Raw genomic sequence first — 24,593 nt, forward strand, 5'->3', positions numbered from 1 at the left:
ATGCTTACTTTTCCAGCACAAAAAAGAACAGAGGCAATGTCATGGATAAAGAACTGCTGGACGCGGGGTACCGCGTCTATACAGGTGAAAAGATTGATGTTTATTTCAATACAGCGGTCTGTCAGCACGCGGGAAACTGCGTACGCGGCAGCGCGAAGCTTTTTAACCTGAAACGCAAACCGTGGATCATTCCCGACGAAGTGGATGTCGCAACGGTAGTGAAAGTCATTGATACCTGCCCGAGCGGTGCGCTGAAGTACCGCCACAACTGAGTGAGAAAACCATGGAAATTCTGGAAGGCCACAACAAGTTTTATGTTAACGACGCCCAGGGAACGCAGGTTGCCGAAATCGTCTTCGTTCCCACCGGGGAGCATTTAAGCATTATTGAACATACGGACGTTGACCCAAGCCTTAAAGGACAAGGCGTAGGTAAGCAACTGGTCGCACGGGTGGTGGAAAAGATGCGTGCGGAAAACCGTAAAATCATCCCGTTGTGCCCCTTTGCCAAACACGAATTTGACACTACACGCGAATATGACGATATCCGGGCGTAAATATAAATACCGGCAGTGCCGGTATTTTTAATTGCATCATTGCGCCATCACTTCCTGCGCATTACCAGGGCAATCAAAAAGCGTCGTCATAGAATATCAAGAGAATGTGCATCATGACGCTGAAGATGGCGGTCATGCTAGTCATGGGCGCGCCCTGCACCTGGTGGCATAAGCGAAAATGCCCCTTTTACACAGCGGTGGTGCTGTCAGTTTCCTGACCGTACAGGCGTTTGTGCAAACCCGTTTTCACTCACCCGCGTAAACCAGAGCGCGAAACTCAGGTGTCGCCAAAGCGTTTATCCAGGGGAACGACAATGGCCTGCGGCGCGTTGTCTGTGCGCTTTATCCACGCATTCACTTTTGATGGTTGCTCTGCCAGAACGACGCCTTGCTCGCGTAAAAAAGCCACGAATTCGCTGAATTCAAGTGCATTAACCGCTCTGGGTTGCCAGAAGGTTTGCTGGTTATCGGAAAATATCGGTTGCAGCGTCAGCGTTGGCTGCTTGCCGCCTAATTGCAGGCTTGCTACCAGGCTATAGGGTGGAACGTTGCGCGCCTGGTATTCGCCGTTGCTGTTAAACACCGCGTTTCCCAGACTGTAAATGACCCAGCTTTCGCCAACGCGCTCCATATCACCTGCCATATGCGCGCCCGCGCCGATAATCAGGTCGGCACCGGCGTGGACTAACTGTTCGGCCAACCGGCGTTGTTGAGCCACCGTCCATTGATAATCCAGCCCCCAGTGCGCCAGCACGATAAGTGTGGCGGGATCTTCACGCGCTTTTTCACGGCGCAATTGGCCGATAAGCCCACCGCTGATACACGCTACCCCGGCGCGACGCGGCAGGGAGTAATAGGCGCAATCCTGCTCCATATAGCGGCGGAACCAGTAAGCGCTATAAAACATAAACCGCCTGCCGCCCAGCGTCAGTAACAGCGGAGCTTCTGCCTGGGACGCATTCATGCCGGCACCGAAGGTGAGTATTCCCTGTTGGCGAAACGCCGCAAGCGTAGTCGCAAGCCCGCTTACCCCGGCATCCAGGGCATGGTTGTTTGCCAGCGTTATGGCATGAATGCCGTGGCGTTTCAGGGCGGCCGTTGTTGCCGCTGGATCGCCCGTCAGGCAAAACGGTTTACGGCCGCCAAGCGTGATATCCGCGGCTGGTGCCAGCGCCGCTTCCATATTGGCAATGGTCAAATCGCTGCCCGCCAACAATGGGGTGAGACGTTGAAAACTGTGGTCATAACCATAACGCTGCAAAGCATCATCCACGCCTTTGCGTTGCCGCCGCCTGGTATACCACTCGCCAAAATAGGTATCACCCAGCAGAGTCACCGTGGCGCGGGTTTTCGCCAGGCTTACCTGCGGTATTTCAGGCGCTGAGTCTGCCGTCACGCCCCCAGCTTTTGCCAGCAATCCATCCAACAGATAATCGAGATGGAAAACATCTGCCGCCCCTGCGGCGCACGCCAGCCAGAGTTGATTATTGCTGCGTTGCAGCGCAAACCCCCAGCATGGTACGCCGCCAGCGCTATAACTGTAGCTGGCCCGTCCGTCGGCCTGAATATTGCTGGCTTTACGATAGCGGTGTCCTGCCAGCACCATTTCACTTTCGGCAAACCAGTGCAGCAAATGGGGAAAACGCTGATAGAAGTGCTCCACCAGCGTTGCGATATCGTGCAGCGAGGTGTGTTGTCCGTGGCGCAGACGACCCGACACATTGTTGAGCTGCGTCTGCGTCAGGCCGATTGTTCGGGCGAGGTGATTTAAGTGAACCGCATCGGTGCCCAGAAGGTGCGCCAGGTTGACAGCGGCGTCTCTGGCATTATGGATGAGCAACCCCTGGAGCAGCGTTTTCACACTGACCTGTTGCCCGGTATTGAGCCCCAGCGTCGCGCCATTTTGCACTATGTTTTTCGCAACGTCGTTCACCGTTGCCATCTCTTCAAGCCGCAAGGTTTTATCCTGCAACTGGCTTGCCAGCAGCGTTATCAGTAATAAATGGCTGAGGTTACGTGGCGCGAACGTGGCCTGAGCGTGGCGTAACGCCTGGCGTTCACCGGTTGTGAGATTCATCAGCAGGGTGGCGGTTTGGTCCTGTTTTAACGCTGTGGCGCGGCGCTGAGCGAGGGTTTTCATCAGCCCGACAATACGATGAAAATCGGAGTCGCTGACGCTGCCTTTCACCAGCACGATATCACCTGCTTTCAGGGTCGCCATAACCGCATCCGCCAGGGCATCAATCTGCGAAAAGTGGCCGCCAACCCGCCCGGCGGGCAGCACATCTTTGAGATACTGCATCTCCTCCCCGTGCAGCCAGACAGTATCAAACCCCGCGTCGAGCAACGGTTTTGCCAGCGCGATGTGGCTCTCTTTGGCTATCTCGCCAAGGGTTGCCAGCCGCCCAAGCACAGCGATGCGGCGCTGACCGGGGGCCAGCGGGTAAAGTGCTGCGACCGCAATGGCATTGCGCATCGAAATCAGTGTCGCGTTGTAGTTATCATCGATGAGTGTCGCGCTGCCCCCAGCTGGCAGCGGAAGTTGTGACGTCTGCAGTTTACCGGGTTTATTGCGAAAATCCGCCAGCCGTTGGGCAGCCTGGTGCGTATCAAAGCCGAGCAAATCAAGTGCAATCAGTGCCGCCACAGCGTTTCCCGCCATGCCTTTGCCCGGCGTATTGAGCCGGCAATGGAGGGGCGCGCCGTTCAGCAGAATGCTCAGGTTGGTGTGGTCAGGTGCGGGCTGATACTCGACAATGCGCACATCAGCCTGCGGGTGAAAACCATAGCTCACCACGTTCGCACCGTAGCGCAGCGCCTCCTGATGGACGAACGCATACTCATCCATATCGCGGTTAATTATCGCGTAGCCGCCCGGCAGGATGCCGTCGCACAGCCGAACTTTAAAACGTGCGGTATCGCGCGGCGTTTTCACGTCACCGCCAACTTGTGTCATGCCGATTTCGGTGATCACCACGATATGCGGTTTGATGCGTGGCCCCACGCCGCCGGCGCGCATCCAGAGTGCGGAAATCGCCACTTCCAGCGCCACATAATCCGGGTCGGTAATGCAGCGGGCAAGACTGACCAGCGTGCCTGTGCGTGTGTTGTGGTTACCCTGCGTGCTAACCGTTGTGCCTTCTGCGGCCAGCAGCATATGCAACAGATCTTTAGTCGAGGATTTTCCCACCGTACCGGTGATAGCGATGATTTTGCCATTCATCCGGCGGCGGGCTTCATCGGCGAGCAGCGGCAAGACGTGATAACTGTTTTCCACCACCAGTTGCGGAAAATCGGGCGGGAGATCGGGAAGGTATCGCTGAACAATCGCGCCACAAAAAAGGCGGTAGTGTTTCGTTAACACCGCATGAGTATCCTGCCACCCGGCATAAATGCCCCGGTTTCCTGAACCCTGGTGCCAGGTCTTTTCATCCATGGCGATAAACAAACACGGTGCATCATCGTTTTGTTTATCGTGGAGCGTGAGCGCGATGTGCTCCGCCTGCCAGCCTGGCGGCGGAGCGACACGCCATTTGACGCCCAACAACGCTTCCAGCTCGGCGCTGCGCCAGCCGCGCCGCCGCCTGTTATTGTTTTGCGCATCTGTTGACATAGCGGATCCCCGGATTGCCTTGCAGATTGTGGTACTCAGGCGGATAAGCGGGGGATTCAACCAACATCACGCGATGGCCTTTTTCGCGTAATGCCCGCGCAAATTTCACCTGCAGTTCAAAAGGCGTGTTGCTATCGAGCAAATTGCCGATCACGACGATCAGACGCTGTGAGTCTGCCGGGATGCCGTCGAGGTGATACAGCGGATCGTATGGTGCCGCCAGCCCGGTGACATCTTTGTTCGCATCGCTTTTTTCACCGCGCACCCGGCGTAACGCCTCGGCGCGATTAAGCAGATCCCAGGCGCCCGACGTAAGAATGGCGCAGCGAATATCGCGGCGACCGAGCGTAAGCAGTGCCGACGCTGCCGTCGCGCCGCCGCTGTGGCCGGTCAGAATAAATTGTTGCATGTGGTAGCGCGCGCGTAGCGAATCCAGCGTCGCATTCAGCGCGTTGAACTCTTCCGGTTGCCGTCGGCGATAGTGATTACCGCTGGAGCCGTAGGTGCCAGGGCGGGCGACAATCACCACCGGCAGGGTTGTCTTTCGCGCAAGCTTTTGCGCCTGTTTGCGCTGTGCCGTGGCGGTATTCGCGGGAATGTTTTGCGGCGCGCGTTTGATAAACGTTTCACGATCGCCGCTGAAAACCACCACCACGACTGGCGCATTTTGCAGATCGCCGGCCGAAAAATAGCGCATACATGCCTGGCCGTTAGCGTACTCCACCCACTGCTGATCCGGCGTCGATGGGCAATTTGCCGCCACCGCTTTTTGATTCCACAACAGGGGCGCATCCGCGCGGGCAAACAGCGCCAGCAGCGAAAAAAAGAGTATACCTATGCGTAATATCACCGACATTGCCTGCTCCACGGTCACAGGATTGATCGACCGAATGTGCGGTTCTGTAATCAGCGATTATTCTGATGAGAGAATCTGTCTGCCGGGATGTCGCTGGTCTGAAGGAGCCAACATGTCACTCAGTCATCTGCTTTTGCAGCTACGCCACGCTGCCGAACAGTTGGATCGTAGTCCGCTTTCCGCGCCGCTGCCTGGCTGGATCATCTTTTTTAGCGTCTGTGATGGTAAGACGCGCGCTTACACCTGCCAGGGGCGCGGCGCCCGTTTTGATGACGCCTGGCAACATGGGGAGCAGGCGCTGCAACACTGGCAGCAAAAACATACGGCAAAGGCTTGCTGGCTGCGGGTTGATATTGTCGATCGGGTTGAAGCGCTACGCTTTGGCGAACTGATGGAAAAACTTAAAGTGACCAAGCGCAATTACTTCCGTTACGGGCTGAGTTTTGATGCTGCGTTTCACTACGCTGCGCTGGAGCAGGAGATTGCCGCTAACGCCTTGTTGTATGACGGTACACAAGGCGTCGCCACGCCGAATGCGACCAATCTGACGCACTTTTCCCGCCAACGTTTTGGCGCGCGTATTGCGTGGCCGCAAACGGCGGAACAGCCGATTTGGCGTTTCAAGACTCGCGCCTGGTTTTGCGACGGGACGATGACATGGCCTGTCGAGTCTGCCGGGCGCAATGCCGGTTATCGCCAGCTTGCACACTGGCAGGATCAACTGGAACCGATGATCGTCTCGGCGACCGATTACCTGGCGCGGCAGGTCACATCTTCCGGGCGGTATGAGTATGGCTGGTTCCCCTGTTTTGACCGCCCGATTCCCACTTACAACGCGTTACGCCACGCCAGTTCAACCTATGCGTTGCTGGAAGGGTGGGAAGTGACGCGCAATGAAAAACAGTGGCAAGCTATTGAGCGCGCGCTGGCGTACCTTAGCAGCGAGTTGATTCGCCGCTACACATTGCCGGACGGCAGCGAGGCGGATTTCCTGGTCGATACCGGCGATGAAATCAAACTCGGCGGTAACGCGGTGTGTATCCTGGCGATGGCAAAATACCATGAGCTGACGGGCAGCGATCGCGACATTGCGCAAATGAACCGGCTGGCAAATGGCATTGCCTCGATGCAGAACGCGCAAAGCGGCGGGTTTGTACACGTCCTGCATGCCGCCGATCTCTCGGTGAAAGCGGAGCAGCGTATTATTTACTATGACGGCGAAGCGGCGTTTGCGTTGATGCGTTTGTACAGCATCACCCAGGAGCCGCGTTGGCTTACGTGTGTTGAACGTGCGCTGGAGAACTTTATCGCCCGGCAACACTGGCAGGCGCATGACCACTGGTTAGGTTACTGTGTTAATGAGCTGACGCGCTATCAACCACGCAGGCGTTATTACCAGTTTGGCCTCGACAATGTGCGCGGCCACCTTGATTTTGTACTTAACCGGGTAACCACCTACCCGACGCTGCTGGAGTTGATGATGGGGGCCGCACAAATGATCGAAAGGCTTGCCGGATCTGAACACCGTGATTTGCTCGACAGTTTTGATCTGGCGCGGTTTAACCTGGCACTGGAAACCCGCGCCCGTTATCTGACCAACGGTTTTTTCTGGCCGGAACTGGCAATGTTTTTTAAAAACCCGGCGCGTATCGTCGGCAGCTTTTTTATTCGCCATCACAGTTATCGTGTCCGGATCGATGACGTTGAACACTATCTTTCCGGCTATATCGCTTATCGTAAAGCGTGGCTGCAACAGAGGCCGAACTATACTCGTTAGCACACTACTCCCGGAACCGTAACACATGAACAGGCGTTCTGGCGCAACACTCACAGGCTTCTGTCGACAGCGGTGGTTTTCGTGCTGGCTACTGGTGTTGCTGGTTATTGTTCCCGGATCTGGCGCCGGGTGGGATTTTAACGCCATCGGTTCCAGAACCCGGCAACTGTACGGCGCATCAACCCCCGCTGCGCAGCAAAGAATCGATCAATGGGTCGCGTTAGTGAATAACCCGCCGCAGGGAACCACCTTGCAAAAGCTGGAGCGTGTGAATCAGTTTTTTAATCAGCGCATGGCGTTTCGCGACGACTCGCGGGTCTGGGGAGAGAAAGATTACTGGGCTACGCCGATAGAGTTTCTGCGCAAAGGCGCGGGCGATTGTGAGGATTTCGCGCTGGCGAAATATTTCACGCTGCGCGAAATAGGCATCCCGGCAAGCCAGTTACGCATTACCTATGTTAAAGCGTTGCAGTTAAATCAGGCGCATATGGTCGTGACATGGTATGCCACGCCGGAAGCGATCCCGCTGGTGCTCGATAATCTAAAAAACGTGATTTTACCCGCGACACAGCGCGCCGATCTGCTGCCGGTGTACGCCTTTAACGGCGAAGGATTGTGGCTACCGCAGGCGGGCGGCAATAAACGTGTTGGCGACAGCAAGCGGCTTTCCCGCTGGCAGGATCTTCTCACCCGCATGCGTGCGGAAGGGTTTGTTATTAACGAATAGGACGCAGCCATGTCTCTGTATAAACAGTTACTGTTCGGCATCTGTCTGTTCACGCTCGTGCTTTTTTGCGGCAATTTTTTTATTACGCTGGACAGTTCGCGTGAACAGTACAGCGCCCAATTGAGCGCGCACTCGCAGGATGCCGCCACGGCGTTGGGCGTTTCGTTAACCGGAAATATTGACGACCCGGCGATGGTCGAATTGATGGTGAACGCCATTTTCGACAGCGGATATTTCTACAGTATCCGCGTCGTGGATATGAACAGCGGCAAGCCATTAATCGAACGGCAAAGCGACCCGCAGAGCGGCAATGTTCCGCAGTGGTTTGAACGCCTGGTGCATCTGAAGCCCGGGACCGGGGAAGCGATCATTATGCGCGGCTGGATCCAGGCGGCGCGCGTTGAAGTGGTGAGCCACCCAATGTTTGCGCTGACGCGCCTGTGGCGGAGCATGATCGCCAGTTTCCTGTGGCTCACCGGTTGTAGCTTGCTGTGTCTTATCTGCGCCATGCTGCTGCTGCGCCGGAGCCTTCGGCCGTTAGATCATATTGCCGTGCAGGCGGCGTCTATCACCCGCCGCGAGTTCCGACACGTTCCCAATGTGCCAAAAACGCCGGAGCTCAGGCGCGTGGTGGAAGCCAGCAATATGATGGTTTCGCAACTGCAAATGCTGTTTAGCGAACAGGCACAGCGCACGGATGCGCTGCGAGAAGCCGCTTACCACGACAGCCTGACAGGATTAAACAACCGCCGCGCGTTCGATATCCATTTACAGTCTATTTTGCGCGATGACGAGATGGCTTTCGGCTATGTGATTCTGCTGCGTGTGCGCGATTTAGCCGGGCTTAACCTGCGCATGGGCGGCGAAAAGACCGATGCGTTGTTGCGGGAGATGGCGACGATTTTGCGCGAAACTAAGCAAATTTACCTGCATCAGGATGGATTTATTGCGCGTATTCGTGGCGGCGAATTCGCCATCGTGACGGCGGACATGTTGCCGCAGGAACACCAGGTGTTCATGAACGCATTAACGGCGCGTGTGAGTGCACTTTACAAAACCGGCATGAGCGATCGGTCGCCACTGGCCTATTTTGCCAGCCTGACTTTCCAGCCGGGTGACACTTTGCAAAATATTATGGCGCAGGCCGATCAGGCGCTCACGGCGGCGGAAACGAATGCGCATTATGTGCTACAGCCCGGCGTAAATCCGGCGGCGGGTAGCCATGACGATCACCACCGTTGGCTTACCCGGCTGGAAAACGTGCTGCAGGCGGAAAATTTTGTCCTGTTTGGGCAGCCGGTAGTGACTTGTGACAGCACACGCCAGGTATTGCATCACAAAATTCTGGCGCGTATCAAAACCGAAGAGGGAGAGATGATCCCGGCCGGGCGCTTTATGCCCTGGTTTCTGCGTTTCTCGTTAAGCGCGCGTATGGACGCGGTAATGCTCAAACAGACGCTTCGGTTTATGAGCACTTCGCCTCTGGCGCTGGCGCTCAGTATTAGTGGCGAGAGTATCGCCAGCGATGAGAACCTGGCGGTTTTACTTCAGCTTTTAAAAAATGCGCCACAGCAGGCAAAGCAATTGACGCTGGAGCTCGATGAAAATGAACTGCCGGATCCGGAACGCGTCAGCGTCGTGGTCAATAAACTTAACGCGGTAGGGTGTCGGTTAGGTATTCAACATTTCGGCGGGCGTTTTCATCTGATTGGTAATTTGCCACAGTGGGGCCTGGCGTGGATAAAAATAGATGGCAGCTATATTCACCATATTGATAAAGAAGAAGATAAGCGCTTTTTTATTGAGGCAATGTATTGGGCGGCCAGACAAATTAATTTGCCACTGATTGCAGAACAAGTGGAAACCTCAGAAGAATTAGCAATACTCAATAAAATAGGAATTTATGGCGCAATGGGTCGTTATTTTGGCGATCCTTCATCCTTAGTGAATTAATAATTAAGGCGATCCTGTATAGCAAAGGGGGGATAATTATGCACTACATTGAACGTGACGCTGAAGGGCGAATTACGCGGGTTGAGTCTACGCCTTTTGCCGGTATGGTTGAGCAATACGCGGAAGATACCGACGAGATCACCGAGTGGTTGCGGGTCCAGGCGATGCGCGAAGCCACGCTCCGGCAGCTTCAGCAGAGCGATCTCGAGATGGTGCGCGTACTGGAAGATCTCATCGACGTGTTAATGAGTAAAGGCGTGATCAGTATTACCGACCTGCCGCAGGCGGCGCAAAGCAAGCTGATAAACCGCACACAGGCGCGTTTGACGTTAAGCGGGCTGGAACGTTTAATTGATGACGAAGATGAGGGTATTTTTTAATTTTATGCGGAAAAAATTAAATGTGATAAAAAATATAACCTTAGTATTGTGAATGTTCTGATATTTAATATTGCCCACCGTATATATATTACTGTTTATTTTAGCGAATCCTCGAAGTTTCTCACTGCGCGTTCTTATAATTCTGCGAACCACTGTGTGATGAATTAATCCGTTATTGCTAGTGCATTGAAAATATTCTTTTTTGCTGTTTTATGCCACTTCCCGTCGGCAGGGTGGGTGGCGATTTCTCAGAGGCAAACATTATGAGTGGCGTTGCCGGGGTAATTAAAGCGGTAATAGGACAAGTCTTCGCAACCTCTCCTGACGGGAGCAGGCATCTTTTAGTGGAAGGCGATACCATCCAGGATGGCGATCAGATCGACACCGGTGCTGCAGGCGCTATCTCTATTTTATTGCCTGATGGACAAACCCTCGATCTGGGCCGCGACAGCCACTGGGATAGCACCGGTTACTCGTTAACTACCGGGACGGAAGCACAGCAAAGCGACGTTGAAGCCGCACAGCAGGCCATTGCCGCAGGGCAAGACCCGACGCAAACCCTTGAAGCTCCGGCGGCGGGCCCCCAGCAACCCACAGCTGGCCAACCCGGCGACCCCGACAGCGGCGGCGGTCACACGAATGTTACCGTTGATCTGACCGCCGAGATCCTCGATCCCACCGCGGGTTACCCCACAACCGGGCTTGACCCCCTGGACGATGACCGACGTGAGGAGCCCTCTTTCCTGACCCCCGCTGAAAACAACGCACCGACTGGGTTGGATTCTGATGCTGATGCTGATTCCGACGCCGATGCGGATTCTGACTCGGATGCAGATGCAGATTCAGATTCAGATGCTGACTCAGACGCGGATTCAGACTCTGACTCTGACTCTGACTCGGATGCTGATGCCGATGCAGATTCGGACACCGACGCAGATGCCGATTCCGACACTGACGCGGATGCGGACACCGACGCAGACGCAGATACCGATGCGGATGCAGATGCGGATTCGGACACCGACGCAGACGCAGACGCAGATGCGGATTCCGACACTGATTCGGATGCAGATGCCGATTCCGACACTGACGCGGATGCGGACGCTGATGCCGATTCTGACACTGATGCAGATGCAGATTCGGATACCGACGCAGACGCAGATACCGATGCAGATTCAGATTCAGATTCAGATTCAGATTCAGATTCAGATTCAGACTCTGACTCGGATGCTGATGCCGACGCCGATGCAGACGCTGATGCAGATGCCGATGCCGATTCAGATACCGACTCTGATGCAGACGCAGACGCAGACTCCGATTCGGATGCGGATTCGGACACCGATTCGGATGCTGACGCAGATTCCGACACTGACTCCGACGCAGATGCCGATTCCGACGCCGATGCAGATTCGGATGCTGATTCAGACGCGGATACAGATGCCGATTCCGACACTGATGCGGATGCGGATGCGGATGCGGATGCGGACGCTGATGCAGATGCGGATTCCGACACTGACGCGGATTCGGATGCCGATGCTGATTCTGATACCGACTCTGATACCGACGCGGATTCAGACACTGACGCCGACACAGACACTGACGCCGACGCAGATGCAGATTCAGACGCAGATTCAGATGCAGATGCCGACGCGGATTCAGACTCTGACTCGGACGCAGACACTGACGCCGACGCTGATGCGGATTCAGATGCCGATTCAGACACTGATGCCGATGCCGACGCTGACTCAGACGCAGATTCCGACACTGACGCGGACGCTGATGCAGACGCCGATGCTGATTCAGACACTGACTCGGATGCTGATGCCGATGCAGACTCGGACACCGATTCGGATGCTGACGCAGATTCCGACACTGACGCCGACGCAGATGCCGATTCCGACACTGACGCGGATGCGGATGCGGACGCCGATGCTGATTCTGATACCGACTCTGATGCAGACGCGGATGCAGATTCCGACACCGACACCGATGCTGACGCAGATGCGGATTCCGACACTGACGCGGATTCGGATGCTGACGCAGATTCGGACACAGACGCAGATTCCGACACTGACGCGGATGCGGACGCTGATGCAGATTCGGATGCCGATGCTGATTCTGATTCTGATACCGACTCTGATGCCGACGCGGATTCAGACACTGACGCCGACGCAGACACTGACGCAGATGCAGATTCAGACGCTGATGCGGATTCAGATGCCGATTCAGACACTGATGCTGATGCCGATGCCGACGCTGATGCCGACGCGGATTCAGACTCTGACTCTGACTCTGACTCGGACGCAGACACTGACGCGGATGCGGACGCTGATGCAGATTCAGACTCTGACTCTGACTCGGATGCTGATGCCGATGCAGATTCGGACACCGATTCGGATGCTGATTCAGACGCTGACGCCGACGCAGATGCAGATTCCGACACTGACGCGGATGCGGACGCTGATGCCGATTCGGACACCGATTCGGACACTGACTCAGATGCGGATGCGGACACCGACGCAGACGCTGATGTAGATGCCGATTCCGACGCTGATGCGGATTCTGATGCCGATGCCGACGCTGATTCTGATACCGACTCTGATGCCGACGCGGATACAGATGCCGATTCTGACACTGATGCGGATGCCGATGCCGACGCCGATGCAGACTCGGACACCGATTCGGACACCGATTCGGATGCTGATTCAGACGCGGATTCGGATGCCGATTCCGACACTGATGCAGATGCCGATTCAGATTCCGACACTGACTCGGATTCGGATGCCGACGCTGATGCAGATTCGGATGCCGACGCGGATTCAGATACCGATGCCGACGCAGATTCAGATACCGATGCCGACGCAGATTCGGACACAGACGCAGATTCCGACACTGACGCGGATGCGGACGCTGATGCCGATTCTGACACTGATGCAGACGCGGATTCGGATGCTGATGCAGACGCAGATACAGACGCCGATGCTGATTCTGATACCGACTCTGATACAGACGCAGACTCCGATTCGGATGCGGATTCGGACACCGATTCGGATGCTGACGCAGATTCCGACACTGACGCGGATGCTGATGCCGATGCAGATTCGGATGCCGACGCGGATTCAGATACCGATGCCGACGCAGATTCCGACACTGACGCGGATGCGGACGCTGATGCCGATTCTGACACTGATGCAGACGCAGATACCGATGCTGATACCGACTCTGATGCCGACGCGGATTCAGACTCTGATTCGGACGCAGACACTGACGCCGACGCAGACGCAGATACCGATGCTGATACCGATGCAGATGCCGATTCCGACACTGACGCGGATACGGATGCGGACACCGACGCAGACGCAGATACCGATGCGGATGCAGATGCGGATGCAGATGCTGATTCAGATACCGATTCTGATGCAGATGCAGATTCGGACACCGATTCGGATGCTGATTCGGATTCGGACACCGACGCAGACGCCGATGCAGATTCAGACTCTGACGCAGACGCCGACGCAGATGCCGATTCCGACACTGACGCGGATGCGGACGCTGATGCAGATTCGGATGCCGATGCTGATTCTGATACCGACTCTGATGCCGACGCGGATTCAGATGCTGACTCAGACGCAGATGCCGATTCGGATACAGACACCGATGCAGATTCCGACACCGATTCGGACCTCGATATTCACGAATCAGACGCCGATGCCGATTCAGATGCGGATGCCGGCAGCGGTAAAAGTTCTGATGTGCATTTGACGGTGACCTTAACGCCGGGAGCCAGTACGCCGGAGACGTCGGATGACAATATCCTTCACATCAATGGCGGCAGCGACGATCCTAACGGTTATGACATCCAGAACGGCGTCATTGTCGCTATTGGCGATAACGTCCAGATCTGGCTTACGCCAGACAGCCCGGACGGTGCGATCCAGGGCGATCATGTGCCTGAATGCAGTAACCCCAATCAGATCCACTATTACGACAGTAACGGCAACGCCAACGCCAGCGGCAGTTCTGCGGGCAGCACAGATATCTTTGTGGTCGGCGATCATACCGGCGGGTATTACCAGCAAGGGGATTGGTCCAACGATCACTATGATTTCAGACCGGTGAATGGCATCACCGGCAATCAGGGCGTGCCAGAAGGCGAGACCGGCAAAGATTATATTTTTGTCACCGGCGACAGCGCGAACTACTCCGTTTCGGGCGTCGATCACCCGGCGAACCACCAGAATAACTCCATCGATAATTTGCAGGTCACCAACACGGAAAACGGTTCGCACCCCTTCGGGAATGCCAACGGCATTGAGGGCGTTATCTTTGGCGATGGCCCGTCGTCAACGCTGGGCGGCGATACCCATGTGACCACAACGGTAACGCTGAATCTGGATGTTAACCTCGAAAGCTCCGACAGCAGCGATCATCTGACTTCATTAACGCTAAGCGGCCTGCCCGAAGGGGCGGAGTTCAGCGGCGACCACCTCAGCGTGAGTTATGACGCTGAACACGGCACTTACACGCTCACATTTGATGACAACACCTCCCATTATGACGGGCAGATTTCGGTGACGTTGCCGGAGGGGCAAACGGCAATTGGCGATGTCTCTATTGAAGTGAACTCCACCGCTGACGAACTCCACGATACGGACTTTACCTTGAACGGCGAAGAGGGCGGTCAGTTGGTGAGCGGTTCGGAAACGTCCAGCGCCGGGGAGCATACGGCCGACAGCCCGGACGATACGTCGCATACCGAAGCGACCAGTCTGACCACGGATGACTCCGCCCACGCAGATACGCAAAGTGCCGATCACACCGCAGACAGCACGCAGCACGCTGCGGATATCTCCGATGATCACACCTCTGATGCGTCCGGCGAAGAGAGCGCCAATTCCCTGTTGCTGGTGGAGGACGACAGCCTCCAGCTCGGCAATCTCGATCCGGGCAGCGCGGAGGCGCAGGGACAGACGGTTGTTGAGAATGATGCCTCGCTGAACAATTTGTTGGGTGACGAGAACGACAGCGAATCGGCGGAAAACAGCGGTAACGCTTCGCATCACGGCTCCGCATCGCATGGCGCAGACCCGCATGCCGGGGAGCATCATGAGGGAAATCATTATGGTTGGGAGCATCAGGATAGCGATCGCCACGACGGAGACCACCAGGACACGGAGCATACGGATAGCGATGCCTCCGCGCTCAGCCTGAGCCATGACGAACCGGTCAATTTCAGCGACATCATTCAGGATGACGATGCGCATCAGGATCTCAGCAGCCTTATCAAAGGCCATACACCGGATGCCGGGCACGCCGATCATGACGCGGATAACGATCACCCTGCGCCGGTGGAACCCCCGGATGGCGGAGACGATCACGGCGGCGGCGAAGGTGGGCACGACGATATGGATCACTTAATTGCCAAACCCGATGCCGACTCAGGCGGTTAACCGAGCCGGTTTGTTTAGACATCCATATAAGTTCCAGACTACAGCAGGAGGCCAACATGTTATCTCGCAAGCCGCTGTTATGGGGGATTTCCCTCCCGCTGCTGCTGACCAGCGGCGCGCACGCCACGACGCTTGAGCAGGCGGTGAAGGAGGCGATTCTCTGGCACCCCGAAGTCAGCGCATCTATTAACCGACGTTATTCGGCGGATGAGGATCTGCGGGCGGCGAAAGGCGGGTATTTACCGTCGCTGGATGTCACGGCAGGAACCGGCTGGGAGCAATCGGATAACAGCACCACGCGTGCGGCCGGGGATCATCAGCGCAATTTACACCGCAGCGAATCGAGCATTACGGTGACGCAAAATCTGTTTAGCGGCTATGCCACCCGCAACGAAGTTGCCCGCCAGACCGCGACGGTGAACTCCCGGGCATGGACGGTGCTGGACACCAGCGAAACCACCGCGCTGCAGGCGATTCAGTATTACCTCGATGTGCTGATGCGCCGGCAACTGGTTGCGCTGGCGGAAGAGAACCTGAAAAACCACCAGCGGGTATTCGATCAGATTACGCTGCGCACCGAACAGGGCGTAGGCCGCCAGGCTGATTATGAGCAGGCGGAAGCCCGCCTGGCGCAGGCGCGAAACAACCTGCTTACGGAGCAAACCAACCTGGAGGATTCGCTGGCGAACTACCAGAGCATAACCGGGAAGGAAGCTAATGATCTCACGCTGCCGGAGAAATTTAAGGTACCCGCTTCGCTGGAAGAGGCCCGTCAGTCGATGTTGAAAAACAGCCCGTTATTAAAACAAGCCGCTGCCGATGTTGAAGCGACGCGCCAGCAATATGAAGCGGCGAAGTCGCGGTTTTACCCCAACGTCAGTGTGGAAGTGGGGCGCACCATGGATAACAACGTTGACGGTACGCGCGGCCACAACCAGGAGTGGCAGGCCATGTTGCGCATGCGCTACAACCTCTACAACGGCGGCAGCGACAGCGCCACGCTCTCCTCTTTCGCCTACAAAATGCGCGAAGCGCAGGATGTCAGAAATAACGCGTTACGCCAGTTAAACGAAGAGCTGCGGCTGGCCTGGAACGCGTTGCAAAACGCCCAAAAACAGGTGCCGATCGCGAAAGATTATGCCGATCGCAGTGTGACGGTGCGCAGCGCATATCAGGAGCAGTTCAGCCTCGGAGATCGCTCGTTGCTGGATATGCTGGACAGTGAAAATGAAGTCTTCACCGCGCAACAGCGCTATGTGGAGATGCAGTTCACGGAGATGTTTTCGACGTATCGCATTAACGCGCGCACCGGCGAGTTGCTGAAAGCGCTTAATATCCAGCCGCCTTCTTCTGCACAACCGCTGGATGACACACCCACAACGAAAGTGGAATTGCCTGAGCTCAAATAACAGGTTCAGGCAGGGCAGAGGGTATTTCAGTCCACTGCGCTGAAAAACGCCTCTGGGGTCTTCGCCATCGCGGAATTCCGCGAACCTGCAAGGTCAGATTATGACGTCGACGAATGATGACATTCAGGCGCTGCCGGTTTCCTCTAACGAAGAGGTAGCCAGAAGCGATCCCCGGCAGACGCACGATGATCCACTGCTGGATTGTCTGATGATCGTGTGCAAATTGCATAATATCGCCACCACACGCTACTCGCTGACATCCGGGTTGCCGCTAAAAAACCATTCACTGACGCTGAGCATTTTTCCGCGTGCGGCGCAGCGTGCGGGGCTGAAAGCCAGAACGCTCCAGCGCCCGCTTGCGACGATTTCGTCAATATCGCTGCCGGCGATAGTGCTGCTGGAAAATAACCAGGTCGCGGTGCTGATTGGCTGGGACGGGGAACAGGCGCGGTTACTGCCGAGTGAAACCGAAGGCGGAGAAATCACGCTGGCGGGCGATGCGCTGGCGGAACGGTATAGCGGCACGGCGATTTTTCTCCAGCGGGAACACGAATTTGATACCCAGCCCACGGCTACGATCCCGCGCACGCGAAACTGGTTCCAGGATACGCTGCGGCTGTCGAAGTTCCTCTATGCCGATGCGATTATCGCCAGTCTGCTGGTCAATATCATCGCGCTGGCGGCTCCGCTGTTTGTGATGAATGTCTATGACCGGGTGGTGCCCAACCAGGCGACGGCCACGCTCTGGGTGCTGGCGATTGGCATTACCATTGCCTATTTGTTTGATTTTATTTTGAAAACGCTGCGCGGCATGTGCCTCGATCTGGCCGGGAAAAAGACCGACTTGATTGTCTCTGCCGCGCTGTTTGAGCGCCTGTTGGGGATGAAAATGAAGCTGCGCCCCAGCCGCGTGGGCAGTTTTTCGCAGAACTTTCAGGAGTACCAGTCGGTGCGGGATTTCCTCTCGTCACTGACGCTGACCGGGCTGATTGATTTCCCCTTTACGCTGCTGATCGTGCTGGTGATTGGCGTTATCGGCGGCCCGCTGGTGTTTATCCCGCTTATCTCTTACCCGATTGCGCTCATCGGTAACTGGCTGCTCCAGCGCCCGCTGATGTCGCAGGTGCAAAAAACTTACCGCTTATCCAGCGAACGCCAGGCAATGCTGGTTGAAACGCTCACCGGGCTGGACGCCATTAAAGTGAACAACGCGCAGAGCGAGCGCCAGTATCAGTGGGAGCAGATTATCGGTCAGCTCAGCAAGCTGGAGATGAAAGTTAAATCGCTCTCTTTTGTGGCGGTGAACTTCACGTCGTGGATCCAGCAGGCGAGCGGTGTGGCGATCATTGTCGCCGGGGTTTACATCATTATTGGTGGCTCGCTCAGTATGGGCGGGCTGGTGGCCTGCTATTTGTTGCACCGGCGCGCCATGATGCCGGTGGGCCAACTTTGTAGCCTGATAACCCGTTATCAGCGGGCCAAAATGACCAAAGCTACCGTCGATCGCATGCTGGATCTGGAGCAGGAAATTCATGAAGAGGATGTGCCGCTCAGGCGCGAGAAACTCTCCGGCGCGCTGGAGTTTCGCGATGTCACGTTTCGTTATCCGAACAACCAGTACACCTCGCTCAATAACATTACGCTGACCGTTAAGCCGGGCGAAAAAATCGGCATTATCGGCCGCAGCGGTTCCGGTAAAAGCTCGCTGGCGAAGCTGTTGGTGGGGTTTTATCAACCGGATGCCGGTAGTGTGCTGATTGACGATATCGACTCCCGCCAGATTGATGTTCACGATTTGCGCCACAACATTGGCTACGCCCCGCAGGATATCCATCTGTTTAGCGGCACGCTGCGGGAAAACCTGCTGTATGGCGCAAGTTACGTTGGCGAAGAGGCGATGCTGCGGGTGGCCATCATCACGGGTGTACACGATTTCGCCCGCCGCCACCCTTCGGGCTACAACATGCGGATTGGCGAGCGGGGGATGAACCTCTCCGGCGGTCAGCGCCAGGCGGTTACGCTCGCGCGGGCGTTGCTGCTTGATCCGCCGATTTTGCTGATGGATGAACCCACAAGCTCAATGGATAACACCAGCGAGGAGCTGATCAAAAAGGCGCTGATCCCGGTCGTCGCCGACAAGACGTTGCTGCTGGTGACGCACCGCGCTTCGTTACTCTCGCTGGTTGAGCGTCTGATCATTCTCGATAACGGCAAAATCATCGCCGATGGCCCGAAAGAGAGCGTCATGAGCGCACTGAAAAAGGGGCAAATCCATGCGAATCGTTGATCTGCTTAGCCGCCTGATGAGCTGGCTGTTCGGTGACAAAAAAACGTCGCCTTTGGCCATCAATGAAGTGAATCAGGCGTTACTTGATGACTCGCCGCGTGTGATCCGTATTACGCTGTGGGCGATTTTTATCTTTTTTATCCTGATGATTGGCTGGGCGTCGTTTGCCGACATTGATGAGGTGACGCGGGGAGAAGGCCGGGCGATCCCCTCTTCACGTCTGCAAAAAATTCAGAATCTGGAAGGGGGAATTGTCGCCCAGGTGTATGTTCACGAGGGCGAAGTGGTGAATGCTGGCGCGCCGCTGATTCGGCTCGACGATACCCGTTTTCGCTCCAACGCCGGGGAAACCCAGGCCGACCGTATGGCGTTACAGGCGCGTATTGAGCGCTTAACGGCGCAGGTGAATGGGGCGACGACGCTGACACTCTCGCCGGAGATAATCCAGCAGGCACCGGATATCGCCAAAGGTGAAATGGCTCTGTTCCTCAGTATTAACAGCAAGCTACAAAGCACGGTTGCCGGGCTGAATGAGCAACTGGTGCAGAAAAAGCAGGAGCTTATCGACCTGCAAACCAAAGCGGCGCAGTACAAACAGAGCCTTGGGCTTTTGCAGCAGGAGATTAACCTTTCTGAGCCGCTGATCGCCAAAGGGGCGATTTCCCGGGTGGAAGTGCTGCGTTTACGGCGCACCGAAGTGGAAACGCGCGGGCAACTGGATTCAATGACGGTCGCCGTTCCCGGCGCTGTCGCGGCGGTGAACGAGATCACCAATAAAATTAACGAAACGCTGGATGGCAACCGCAGCGAGGCGTTGACGCAACTCAACCAGGCGCGGACTGATCTGAGTAAAGCGGAAGCAACCGGTAAGGCGATTGAAGACCGGGTGAACCGTACGATGGTGACCTCGCCGGTCAGAGGGATTGTGCAGCAACTGATGGTGAACACCATTGGTGGGGTGATCCAACCCGGCAGCGATATGGTGGAAATTGTGCCGCTGGATGACCGCTTGCTGGTGGAAGCCAAAATTCGCCCGCAGGATATTGCTTTTTTACACCCCGGCCAGCAGGCGATTGTGAAGTTTTCCGCGTATGACTACACCATTTATGGCGGGCTGGCGGGCGAACTGGTGCAAATCAGCCCGGATACGGTGACCGACAAAGATGGCAACAGCTTTTACGTGATCCGTTTGCGCACGGATAAAAATCATCTTGGCCCGGATGATAAACCGTTATTGATCATTCCAGGCATGGTGGCGTCGGTGGATATTATTACCGGCCAGCGCACCATCCTGCACTACCTGCTCAAACCGATACTGCGCGCCAAAGCGGAAGCGCTGCGGGAGCGGTAACAGCGAAAGGGAGGCATGGGTTGCCTCCCTTTGCGCTTAGCGGCGATAGCGCAAAAGCACCATCATCACCAGCGACAGTGTGCTGAACGAAACCATATATAACGCCTGCGCGGCTCCCCATTCTGCCGCCAGTAAGGCGGCAATCAGTGTCGCCACAGCGGCGCAGCACGATTGCCAGCGCCACACTTTTGCCGTGGCGGCGGGAACGGCGTCGGCATGGAAATTATGCAGCAGGCCGAATGTCCCGACGGCAAAGACCATATTTGACGCCAGATGAGCGGCAAAGATAATCAGTAGCGCGGTTTCAGGATAGGAGGTTAAACCCGGCAGCACACAGTACGCCGCCAGAAAGGCCAGTAAACAGCCAACGAGATAACGGTTGTGGCTGGCATAGCGCTTGAGGTTATCGGCGTTTAGCAGCAACGGGCCGCAAAGCTGGCCCAGGCTGCGCGCAAAGATAAGTGGCAGGGCGAGGTCGGTGGCTTCAGCGGGCCGCATTTGTTGTATCAGCGCCGGGAGCAGCGCCATTGCCGGCGCGCCAACAGCGGCAAGGGCCGGTAACAACAGCAGGCTGCGTTTTTGTATGACCGGTAAATCAAGCCAGCGCAGTGTCACGCTCTTTTCGGGGCGATCCTCATGGCTTACCGGCGGAAGGTAACGTGCCGTGGCGCATAGCAACACCGTAGAGAACATGAAACTGATGGCATCAATGGAAAGCAGCGTTACCGGCGATACCCGGTCAAAAAGAACAACACCGGCACCTGCGCCCAGCAGCACCTGAGAGGCGAAGATCACGGTTTCCATGCTGGTCGCCGCAGGCAGTTCGTTTGCGCTTAAACCTCGTTTAAAAACCAGACTCATGGCAGGCCAGGATAACCCGGCGGCAAATGCTTCGAGTGATTGCACAGCAAGCAGCGCGGGAATGCTGTGCGCCAGTAAGCCGTAAAGAGGGAAAAGCAGCCCGGCGAGGCCAATAAGCTCACACAGCAACAGTAAACGCAGCGGCGAGACACGCCGACAGCCGTATTCGCCTAATAAACTGCCAAAAAAACCGGGCAGCGTAGCCAGCATATAGCTCAGCGTGAGCGTTGCCGGAGAGGCATGCCAGCGTAGCAATTGGCCAAGGATCAGGGTTTGCGTTAACCCATTGCCGATAGAAGAAAAAAGATAGGCGCTACCAAACAAGCACAGCCAGCGGTGCTGGCGCAGCGCGCGCACCAGTACCATCAATAATGTGTTCATTGTCGACATTCTCAAGTAAACAGAAAACCGCGTGCGGCATACAGCGCACGGTGCAAAAGTGTGTTCACAGAGAGAGTGTCGTTACATTGGCGAGCCTGATGAATTACAGAGATTTATAAACGTAGCATCCCTTTTCGCGAAAGAGAAGGGGCGGGGACATCCGTGTTCCCGTTGGTTTTCATCAGTTAAGCGATAAACAGGCTGAGCAGCAGAACCATACCTAAGCCGACCACCGAGTTAATTAACTCCAGCAGCCCCCAGGTTTTGAAGGTGTCTTTCATCGAAATGCCGAACGTCTCTTTAAACAGCAGGAAACCGCCGTCGTACATCAGCGTAATGGTGTTGCTGCCGCAGGCTACGGCCAGGCACATCAGCGCCGGGTTGAGGTGAAACGCGCTGACCATCGGTGCAACGATACCCGCCGAAGTGATAGCGGCGACGGCGCCCTGTCCGGTGAGAATGCGAATTATCGCTGTGATTATCCACGCCACGATGAACGGCGACAGCGGGACGTGACTCATAATGTCCACAATATGGTTCCCCACACCGGAAACCACAATCACCTGTTTCAGAATGCCGCCGGCGCTAATGACAAACAGCACATTGGCGATTTTCGCAATCGCGTCGCTGGCGCAGTGGGTGACGCCTTCAGCCGACATCCCACGCCTGATGCCCAGCAACCAGACTGCCGCCAGCGTGGCTAACAGCATGCTGATTTCCGCGCTGCCAAAGAAGGTGCAGACTTTTACCAGCTCCGAGCCTGCGGGCATTAACCCTTTGATAATCGATGCGACAATCATCAGCACCGCCGGGATCAGCGGGATCAGAATGCTGATGCTAAACGGGGGCAGATCCTGAGCGGTTTTCTCTTCGACCGGTTTCAGCAGCGAATTCAACGGAATGGCGTTAATGCCCGGCAGGTATTTTGGCAGCAGAATGCCCGCGCAAAACAGCGCCGGGATAATGACTAAAATGCCGTACAGATAGACTTGCACGATGTCGGCGTTGAACGCACTGATGAGCGCTACCGGGCCGGGCTGCGGCGGGAAAAGGCTGTGCCCCATGGTTGCGCCAACCACGGTAGGCACCACTAATTTCATATACGGGATATTGGCTTTTTTAGCGATATTCAGCACCAGCGGCATGGCAATCAGAAATGCCACTTCATAAAACATGGCGATGCCAAATATAACGCCAATAAACATCAGCCCGACCGAAAGAAAACGCGTACCGCAGCGTTCAATGACGCTATCTGCAATACGCTGGCTGGCACCGGATTCCGTCATGAACTTTCCGATGATAGCGCCAAATATAATAATCAACGCAAGATGGCCGAGAATACTTCCCAGACCGTCCTGAATAACCGTAACAATTTTATCCAGCGGAATACCTTCCATGATCGCAACAAATATCCCTGCGATCAGTAAGGCGAAAATATTATGAAATTTATATTTAAGATTCATAACGACTAAGAGTGCAATACCAACCAGCACCCAAAATAATGCTAACAGCGGGGACATAGAGAATACCTTACGGATTTGCCTGAAATAAAAGCCGGTGGAGCCACCGGCCTGAATGACATTTAATTAATGTTGTTTTTCGAGCGCTTCCCACAGGCCGTGCAGGTAGGTGACACCGAGGGCGCGGTCATAAAGTCCGTAGCCCGGACGCCCGGTTTCGCCCCAGATAAAGCGGCCGTGATCGGGGCGAATATAACCATCAAAGCCGTTATCGTAGAGGGATTTCATTATCTGAAACATATCCAGCGAGCCGTAGCGGGATAAATGTGCCGACTCATAAAAATCTTTATCTTTAATGAGTTTAATATTTCTTACGTGAGCAAAGTGAATACGTTTGCGGCGGGTAAATTCTGCGAGGATTTGGTAGACATTATTATCCGGATCTTCAGCAATGGAACCGGTGCATAAAGTAATGCCATTGGCTTGCGAATCCACGGCATTACAAATCCAGTCGAGATCGTCGCGGTTTTTTACAATACGCGGCAGGCCAAAAATAGAATATGGCGGATCGTCCGGATGAATGGCCATTTTTATGCCTACTTCTTCACACACCGGAATAATGCGCTCAAGAAAATACACCAGGTTTGCGCGCAATTTCGTGTCGTCGACATCTTTATATTTGGCAAACAGCTCCTGCACTTTTGCCAGACGTTCTGGCTCCCAGCCGGGCAGGGCGAAACCGTTGGAATTCTCCAGCACCTCTTTTACGACTTCATCGAGCGTTTTATCGATACCTTTTTTCTCGAATGCCATGGTGAGTGAACCGTCTGGCAGAACGTAGTTCATGTCGGTTTTCATCCAGTCGAAAACCGGCATGAAGTTATAGCAAATCACCTTCACGCCGACTTCCGCCAGGTTGCGGATGGTCTGCTGGTAGTTGGCAATGAGCTGCTCGCGGCTGGGCAGGCCAATTTTGATATCATCATGAATATTAACGCTTTCAATGACTTCCATCTTTAATCCGGCCTGATGTACCTGATCGGCAAGCGCGCGGATTTTCTCTTTTGGCCACACATCGCCAACCGGAACATCATAAAGCGCACCAACGACACCTTCGACGCCGGGAACTTGCCGGATGTGCTCCAGCGGGATTTTGTCTTCAACTGGACCAAACCAGCGCATTGTCATTTGCATGCTCATTACCACCCTTAAACGTTTCGCTTAACTACCATACTAGTATTGATAATAGCCGGATGGTAAGCGCATTTGTGCGATCCACTTCACACAAACCCCTTTGTCGGGGGTGAATCCCTAAGAAGCAAACAGAACAGCGCGTTAATCTGCTGATAACGTTTTACTGACAAATATTTTTAAAATAGTGCTTGCGCTGCCAAAGCAACCGTGCGTTAATGCGTCGTCGGTTTGATAAATCATTATCTCCAGCAGTTCACTAAAGTCTTTCTCATCTCTAAGTACCTCCTTGCTACTTCTTTTTGGGTCTTCGCTTTACACTCTGATAAAAATAATGTCTCAGA

At 55.2% G+C, this 24,593-nt stretch carries 14 protein-coding genes and 1 pseudogene; 10 read left to right on the forward strand and 5 right to left on the reverse strand.

The window, feature by feature from the left end:
* The first annotated feature begins 41 nt into the window (after positions 1-41).
* Both yjdI and BN2591_RS19865 read left to right on the forward strand, forming a co-directional pair.
* Positions 42-272 (forward strand): 4Fe-4S mono-cluster protein YjdI, encoded by a 231-nt coding sequence (gene yjdI, locus BN2591_RS19860; protein WP_017457634.1) that lies wholly within the window; start codon positions 42-44, stop codon positions 270-272.
* Positions 273-283: 11 nt separating this feature from the next.
* Entirely contained in the window at positions 284-556 is a 273-nt protein-coding gene (locus tag BN2591_RS19865; RefSeq protein WP_086873548.1) for a GNAT family N-acetyltransferase, read from the forward strand.
* 277 nt (positions 557-833) lie between these two features.
* Here the strand turns inward: BN2591_RS19865 and BN2591_RS19870 are convergent, their stop codons facing one another.
* The gene (locus tag BN2591_RS19870; RefSeq protein ID WP_086873549.1) at positions 834-4,169 is read right to left on the reverse strand and encodes a CapA family protein; all 3,336 of its coding nucleotides are present in this window, start codon (positions 4,167-4,169) and stop codon (positions 834-836) included.
* Positions 4,144-5,025: an alpha/beta hydrolase family protein gene (locus tag BN2591_RS19875; protein ID WP_244173040.1), complete on the reverse strand. Its 882-nt coding sequence runs from the start codon at positions 5,023-5,025 to the stop codon at positions 4,144-4,146. Before BN2591_RS19875 ends, BN2591_RS19870 begins: the two co-directional genes overlap by 26 nt.
* A 112-nt stretch (positions 5,026-5,137) precedes the next feature.
* Here BN2591_RS19875 and BN2591_RS19880 point away from each other — a divergent pair.
* The 8 genes and pseudogenes from BN2591_RS19880 to BN2591_RS19915 form a co-directional block, all read left to right on the forward strand.
* Positions 5,138-6,766: pseudogene (locus BN2591_RS19880) on the forward strand (Mur ligase); the annotation flags it as partial.
* A 61-nt stretch (positions 6,767-6,827) separates the two neighbouring features.
* Complete coding sequence (lapG, locus tag BN2591_RS19885) at positions 6,828-7,529, forward strand: cysteine protease LapG (RefSeq protein WP_086873551.1); 702 nt, start codon at positions 6,828-6,830, stop codon at positions 7,527-7,529.
* 9 nt (positions 7,530-7,538) lie between these two features.
* Entirely contained in the window at positions 7,539-9,482 is a 1,944-nt protein-coding gene (locus tag BN2591_RS19890; protein ID WP_086873552.1) for a bifunctional diguanylate cyclase/phosphodiesterase, read from the forward strand.
* Positions 9,483-9,520: 38 nt separating this feature from the next.
* On the forward strand, positions 9,521-9,862 hold the full coding sequence (locus BN2591_RS19895; RefSeq protein WP_086873553.1) for a tryptophan synthase subunit beta: 342 nt from the start codon (positions 9,521-9,523) through the stop codon (positions 9,860-9,862).
* Between the two features lie 263 nt (positions 9,863-10,125).
* Positions 10,126-15,309: a hypothetical protein gene (locus BN2591_RS24635; protein WP_208616152.1), complete on the forward strand. Its 5,184-nt coding sequence runs from the start codon at positions 10,126-10,128 to the stop codon at positions 15,307-15,309.
* A 56-nt stretch (positions 15,310-15,365) separates the two neighbouring features.
* Positions 15,366-16,718: a TolC family outer membrane protein gene (locus tag BN2591_RS19905; RefSeq protein ID WP_086873554.1), complete on the forward strand. Its 1,353-nt coding sequence runs from the start codon at positions 15,366-15,368 to the stop codon at positions 16,716-16,718.
* A 100-nt stretch (positions 16,719-16,818) separates the two neighbouring features.
* Positions 16,819-19,005 (forward strand): type I secretion system permease/ATPase, encoded by a 2,187-nt coding sequence (locus BN2591_RS19910; protein ID WP_086873555.1) that lies wholly within the window; start codon positions 16,819-16,821, stop codon positions 19,003-19,005.
* Positions 18,992-20,356: an HlyD family type I secretion periplasmic adaptor subunit gene (locus BN2591_RS19915; RefSeq protein ID WP_086873556.1), complete on the forward strand. Its 1,365-nt coding sequence runs from the start codon at positions 18,992-18,994 to the stop codon at positions 20,354-20,356. The genes BN2591_RS19910 and BN2591_RS19915 overlap by 14 nt, the downstream gene beginning before the upstream one ends.
* A gap of 36 nt (positions 20,357-20,392) precedes the next feature.
* Here the strand turns inward: BN2591_RS19915 and BN2591_RS19920 are convergent, their stop codons facing one another.
* From BN2591_RS19920 to uxuA, 3 genes are all read right to left on the reverse strand, one after another.
* Positions 20,393-21,598 (reverse strand): MFS transporter, encoded by a 1,206-nt coding sequence (locus tag BN2591_RS19920; protein WP_086873557.1) that lies wholly within the window; start codon positions 21,596-21,598, stop codon positions 20,393-20,395.
* 185 nt (positions 21,599-21,783) lie between these two features.
* Positions 21,784-23,118 (reverse strand): gluconate:H+ symporter, encoded by a 1,335-nt coding sequence (locus BN2591_RS19925; RefSeq protein ID WP_086873558.1) that lies wholly within the window; start codon positions 23,116-23,118, stop codon positions 21,784-21,786.
* A gap of 66 nt (positions 23,119-23,184) precedes the next feature.
* On the reverse strand, positions 23,185-24,252 hold the full coding sequence (uxuA, locus tag BN2591_RS19930) for a mannonate dehydratase (protein WP_086873859.1): 1,068 nt from the start codon (positions 24,250-24,252) through the stop codon (positions 23,185-23,187).
* Positions 24,253-24,593 lie beyond the last annotated feature (341 nt).

This window comes from Kosakonia pseudosacchari, assembly GCF_900184035.1.
Classification (GTDB): domain Bacteria; phylum Pseudomonadota; class Gammaproteobacteria; order Enterobacterales; family Enterobacteriaceae; genus Kosakonia; species Kosakonia pseudosacchari.

Bases quoted from the DNA above. Each gene is read 5' to 3' on its own strand.
- BN2591_RS19865 (WP_086873548.1), top strand. From the start codon at position 284: ATGGAAATTCTGGAAGGCCACAACAAGTTTTATGTTAACGACGCCCAG.
- lapG (WP_086873551.1), top strand. From the start codon at position 6,828: ATGAACAGGCGTTCTGGCGCAACACTCACAGGCTTCTGTCGACAGCGG.
- BN2591_RS19890 (WP_086873552.1), top strand. From the start codon at position 7,539: ATGTCTCTGTATAAACAGTTACTGTTCGGCATCTGTCTGTTCACGCTC.
- BN2591_RS19920 (WP_086873557.1), bottom strand. From the start codon at position 21,598: ATGAACACATTATTGATGGTACTGGTGCGCGCGCTGCGCCAGCACCGC.
- BN2591_RS24635 (WP_208616152.1), top strand. From the start codon at position 10,126: ATGAGTGGCGTTGCCGGGGTAATTAAAGCGGTAATAGGACAAGTCTTC.
- BN2591_RS19925 (WP_086873558.1), bottom strand. From the start codon at position 23,118: ATGTCCCCGCTGTTAGCATTATTTTGGGTGCTGGTTGGTATTGCACTC.
- BN2591_RS19870 (WP_086873549.1), bottom strand. From the start codon at position 4,169: ATGTCAACAGATGCGCAAAACAATAACAGGCGGCGGCGCGGCTGGCGC.
- BN2591_RS19915 (WP_086873556.1), top strand. From the start codon at position 18,992: ATGCGAATCGTTGATCTGCTTAGCCGCCTGATGAGCTGGCTGTTCGGT.
- BN2591_RS19875 (WP_244173040.1), bottom strand. From the start codon at position 5,025: ATGTCGGTGATATTACGCATAGGTATACTCTTTTTTTCGCTGCTGGCG.
- BN2591_RS19910 (WP_086873555.1), top strand. From the start codon at position 16,819: ATGACGTCGACGAATGATGACATTCAGGCGCTGCCGGTTTCCTCTAAC.
- BN2591_RS19905 (WP_086873554.1), top strand. From the start codon at position 15,366: ATGTTATCTCGCAAGCCGCTGTTATGGGGGATTTCCCTCCCGCTGCTG.
- uxuA (WP_086873859.1), bottom strand. From the start codon at position 24,252: ATGCAAATGACAATGCGCTGGTTTGGTCCAGTTGAAGACAAAATCCCG.
- BN2591_RS19895 (WP_086873553.1), top strand. From the start codon at position 9,521: ATGCACTACATTGAACGTGACGCTGAAGGGCGAATTACGCGGGTTGAG.
- yjdI (WP_017457634.1), top strand. From the start codon at position 42: ATGGATAAAGAACTGCTGGACGCGGGGTACCGCGTCTATACAGGTGAA.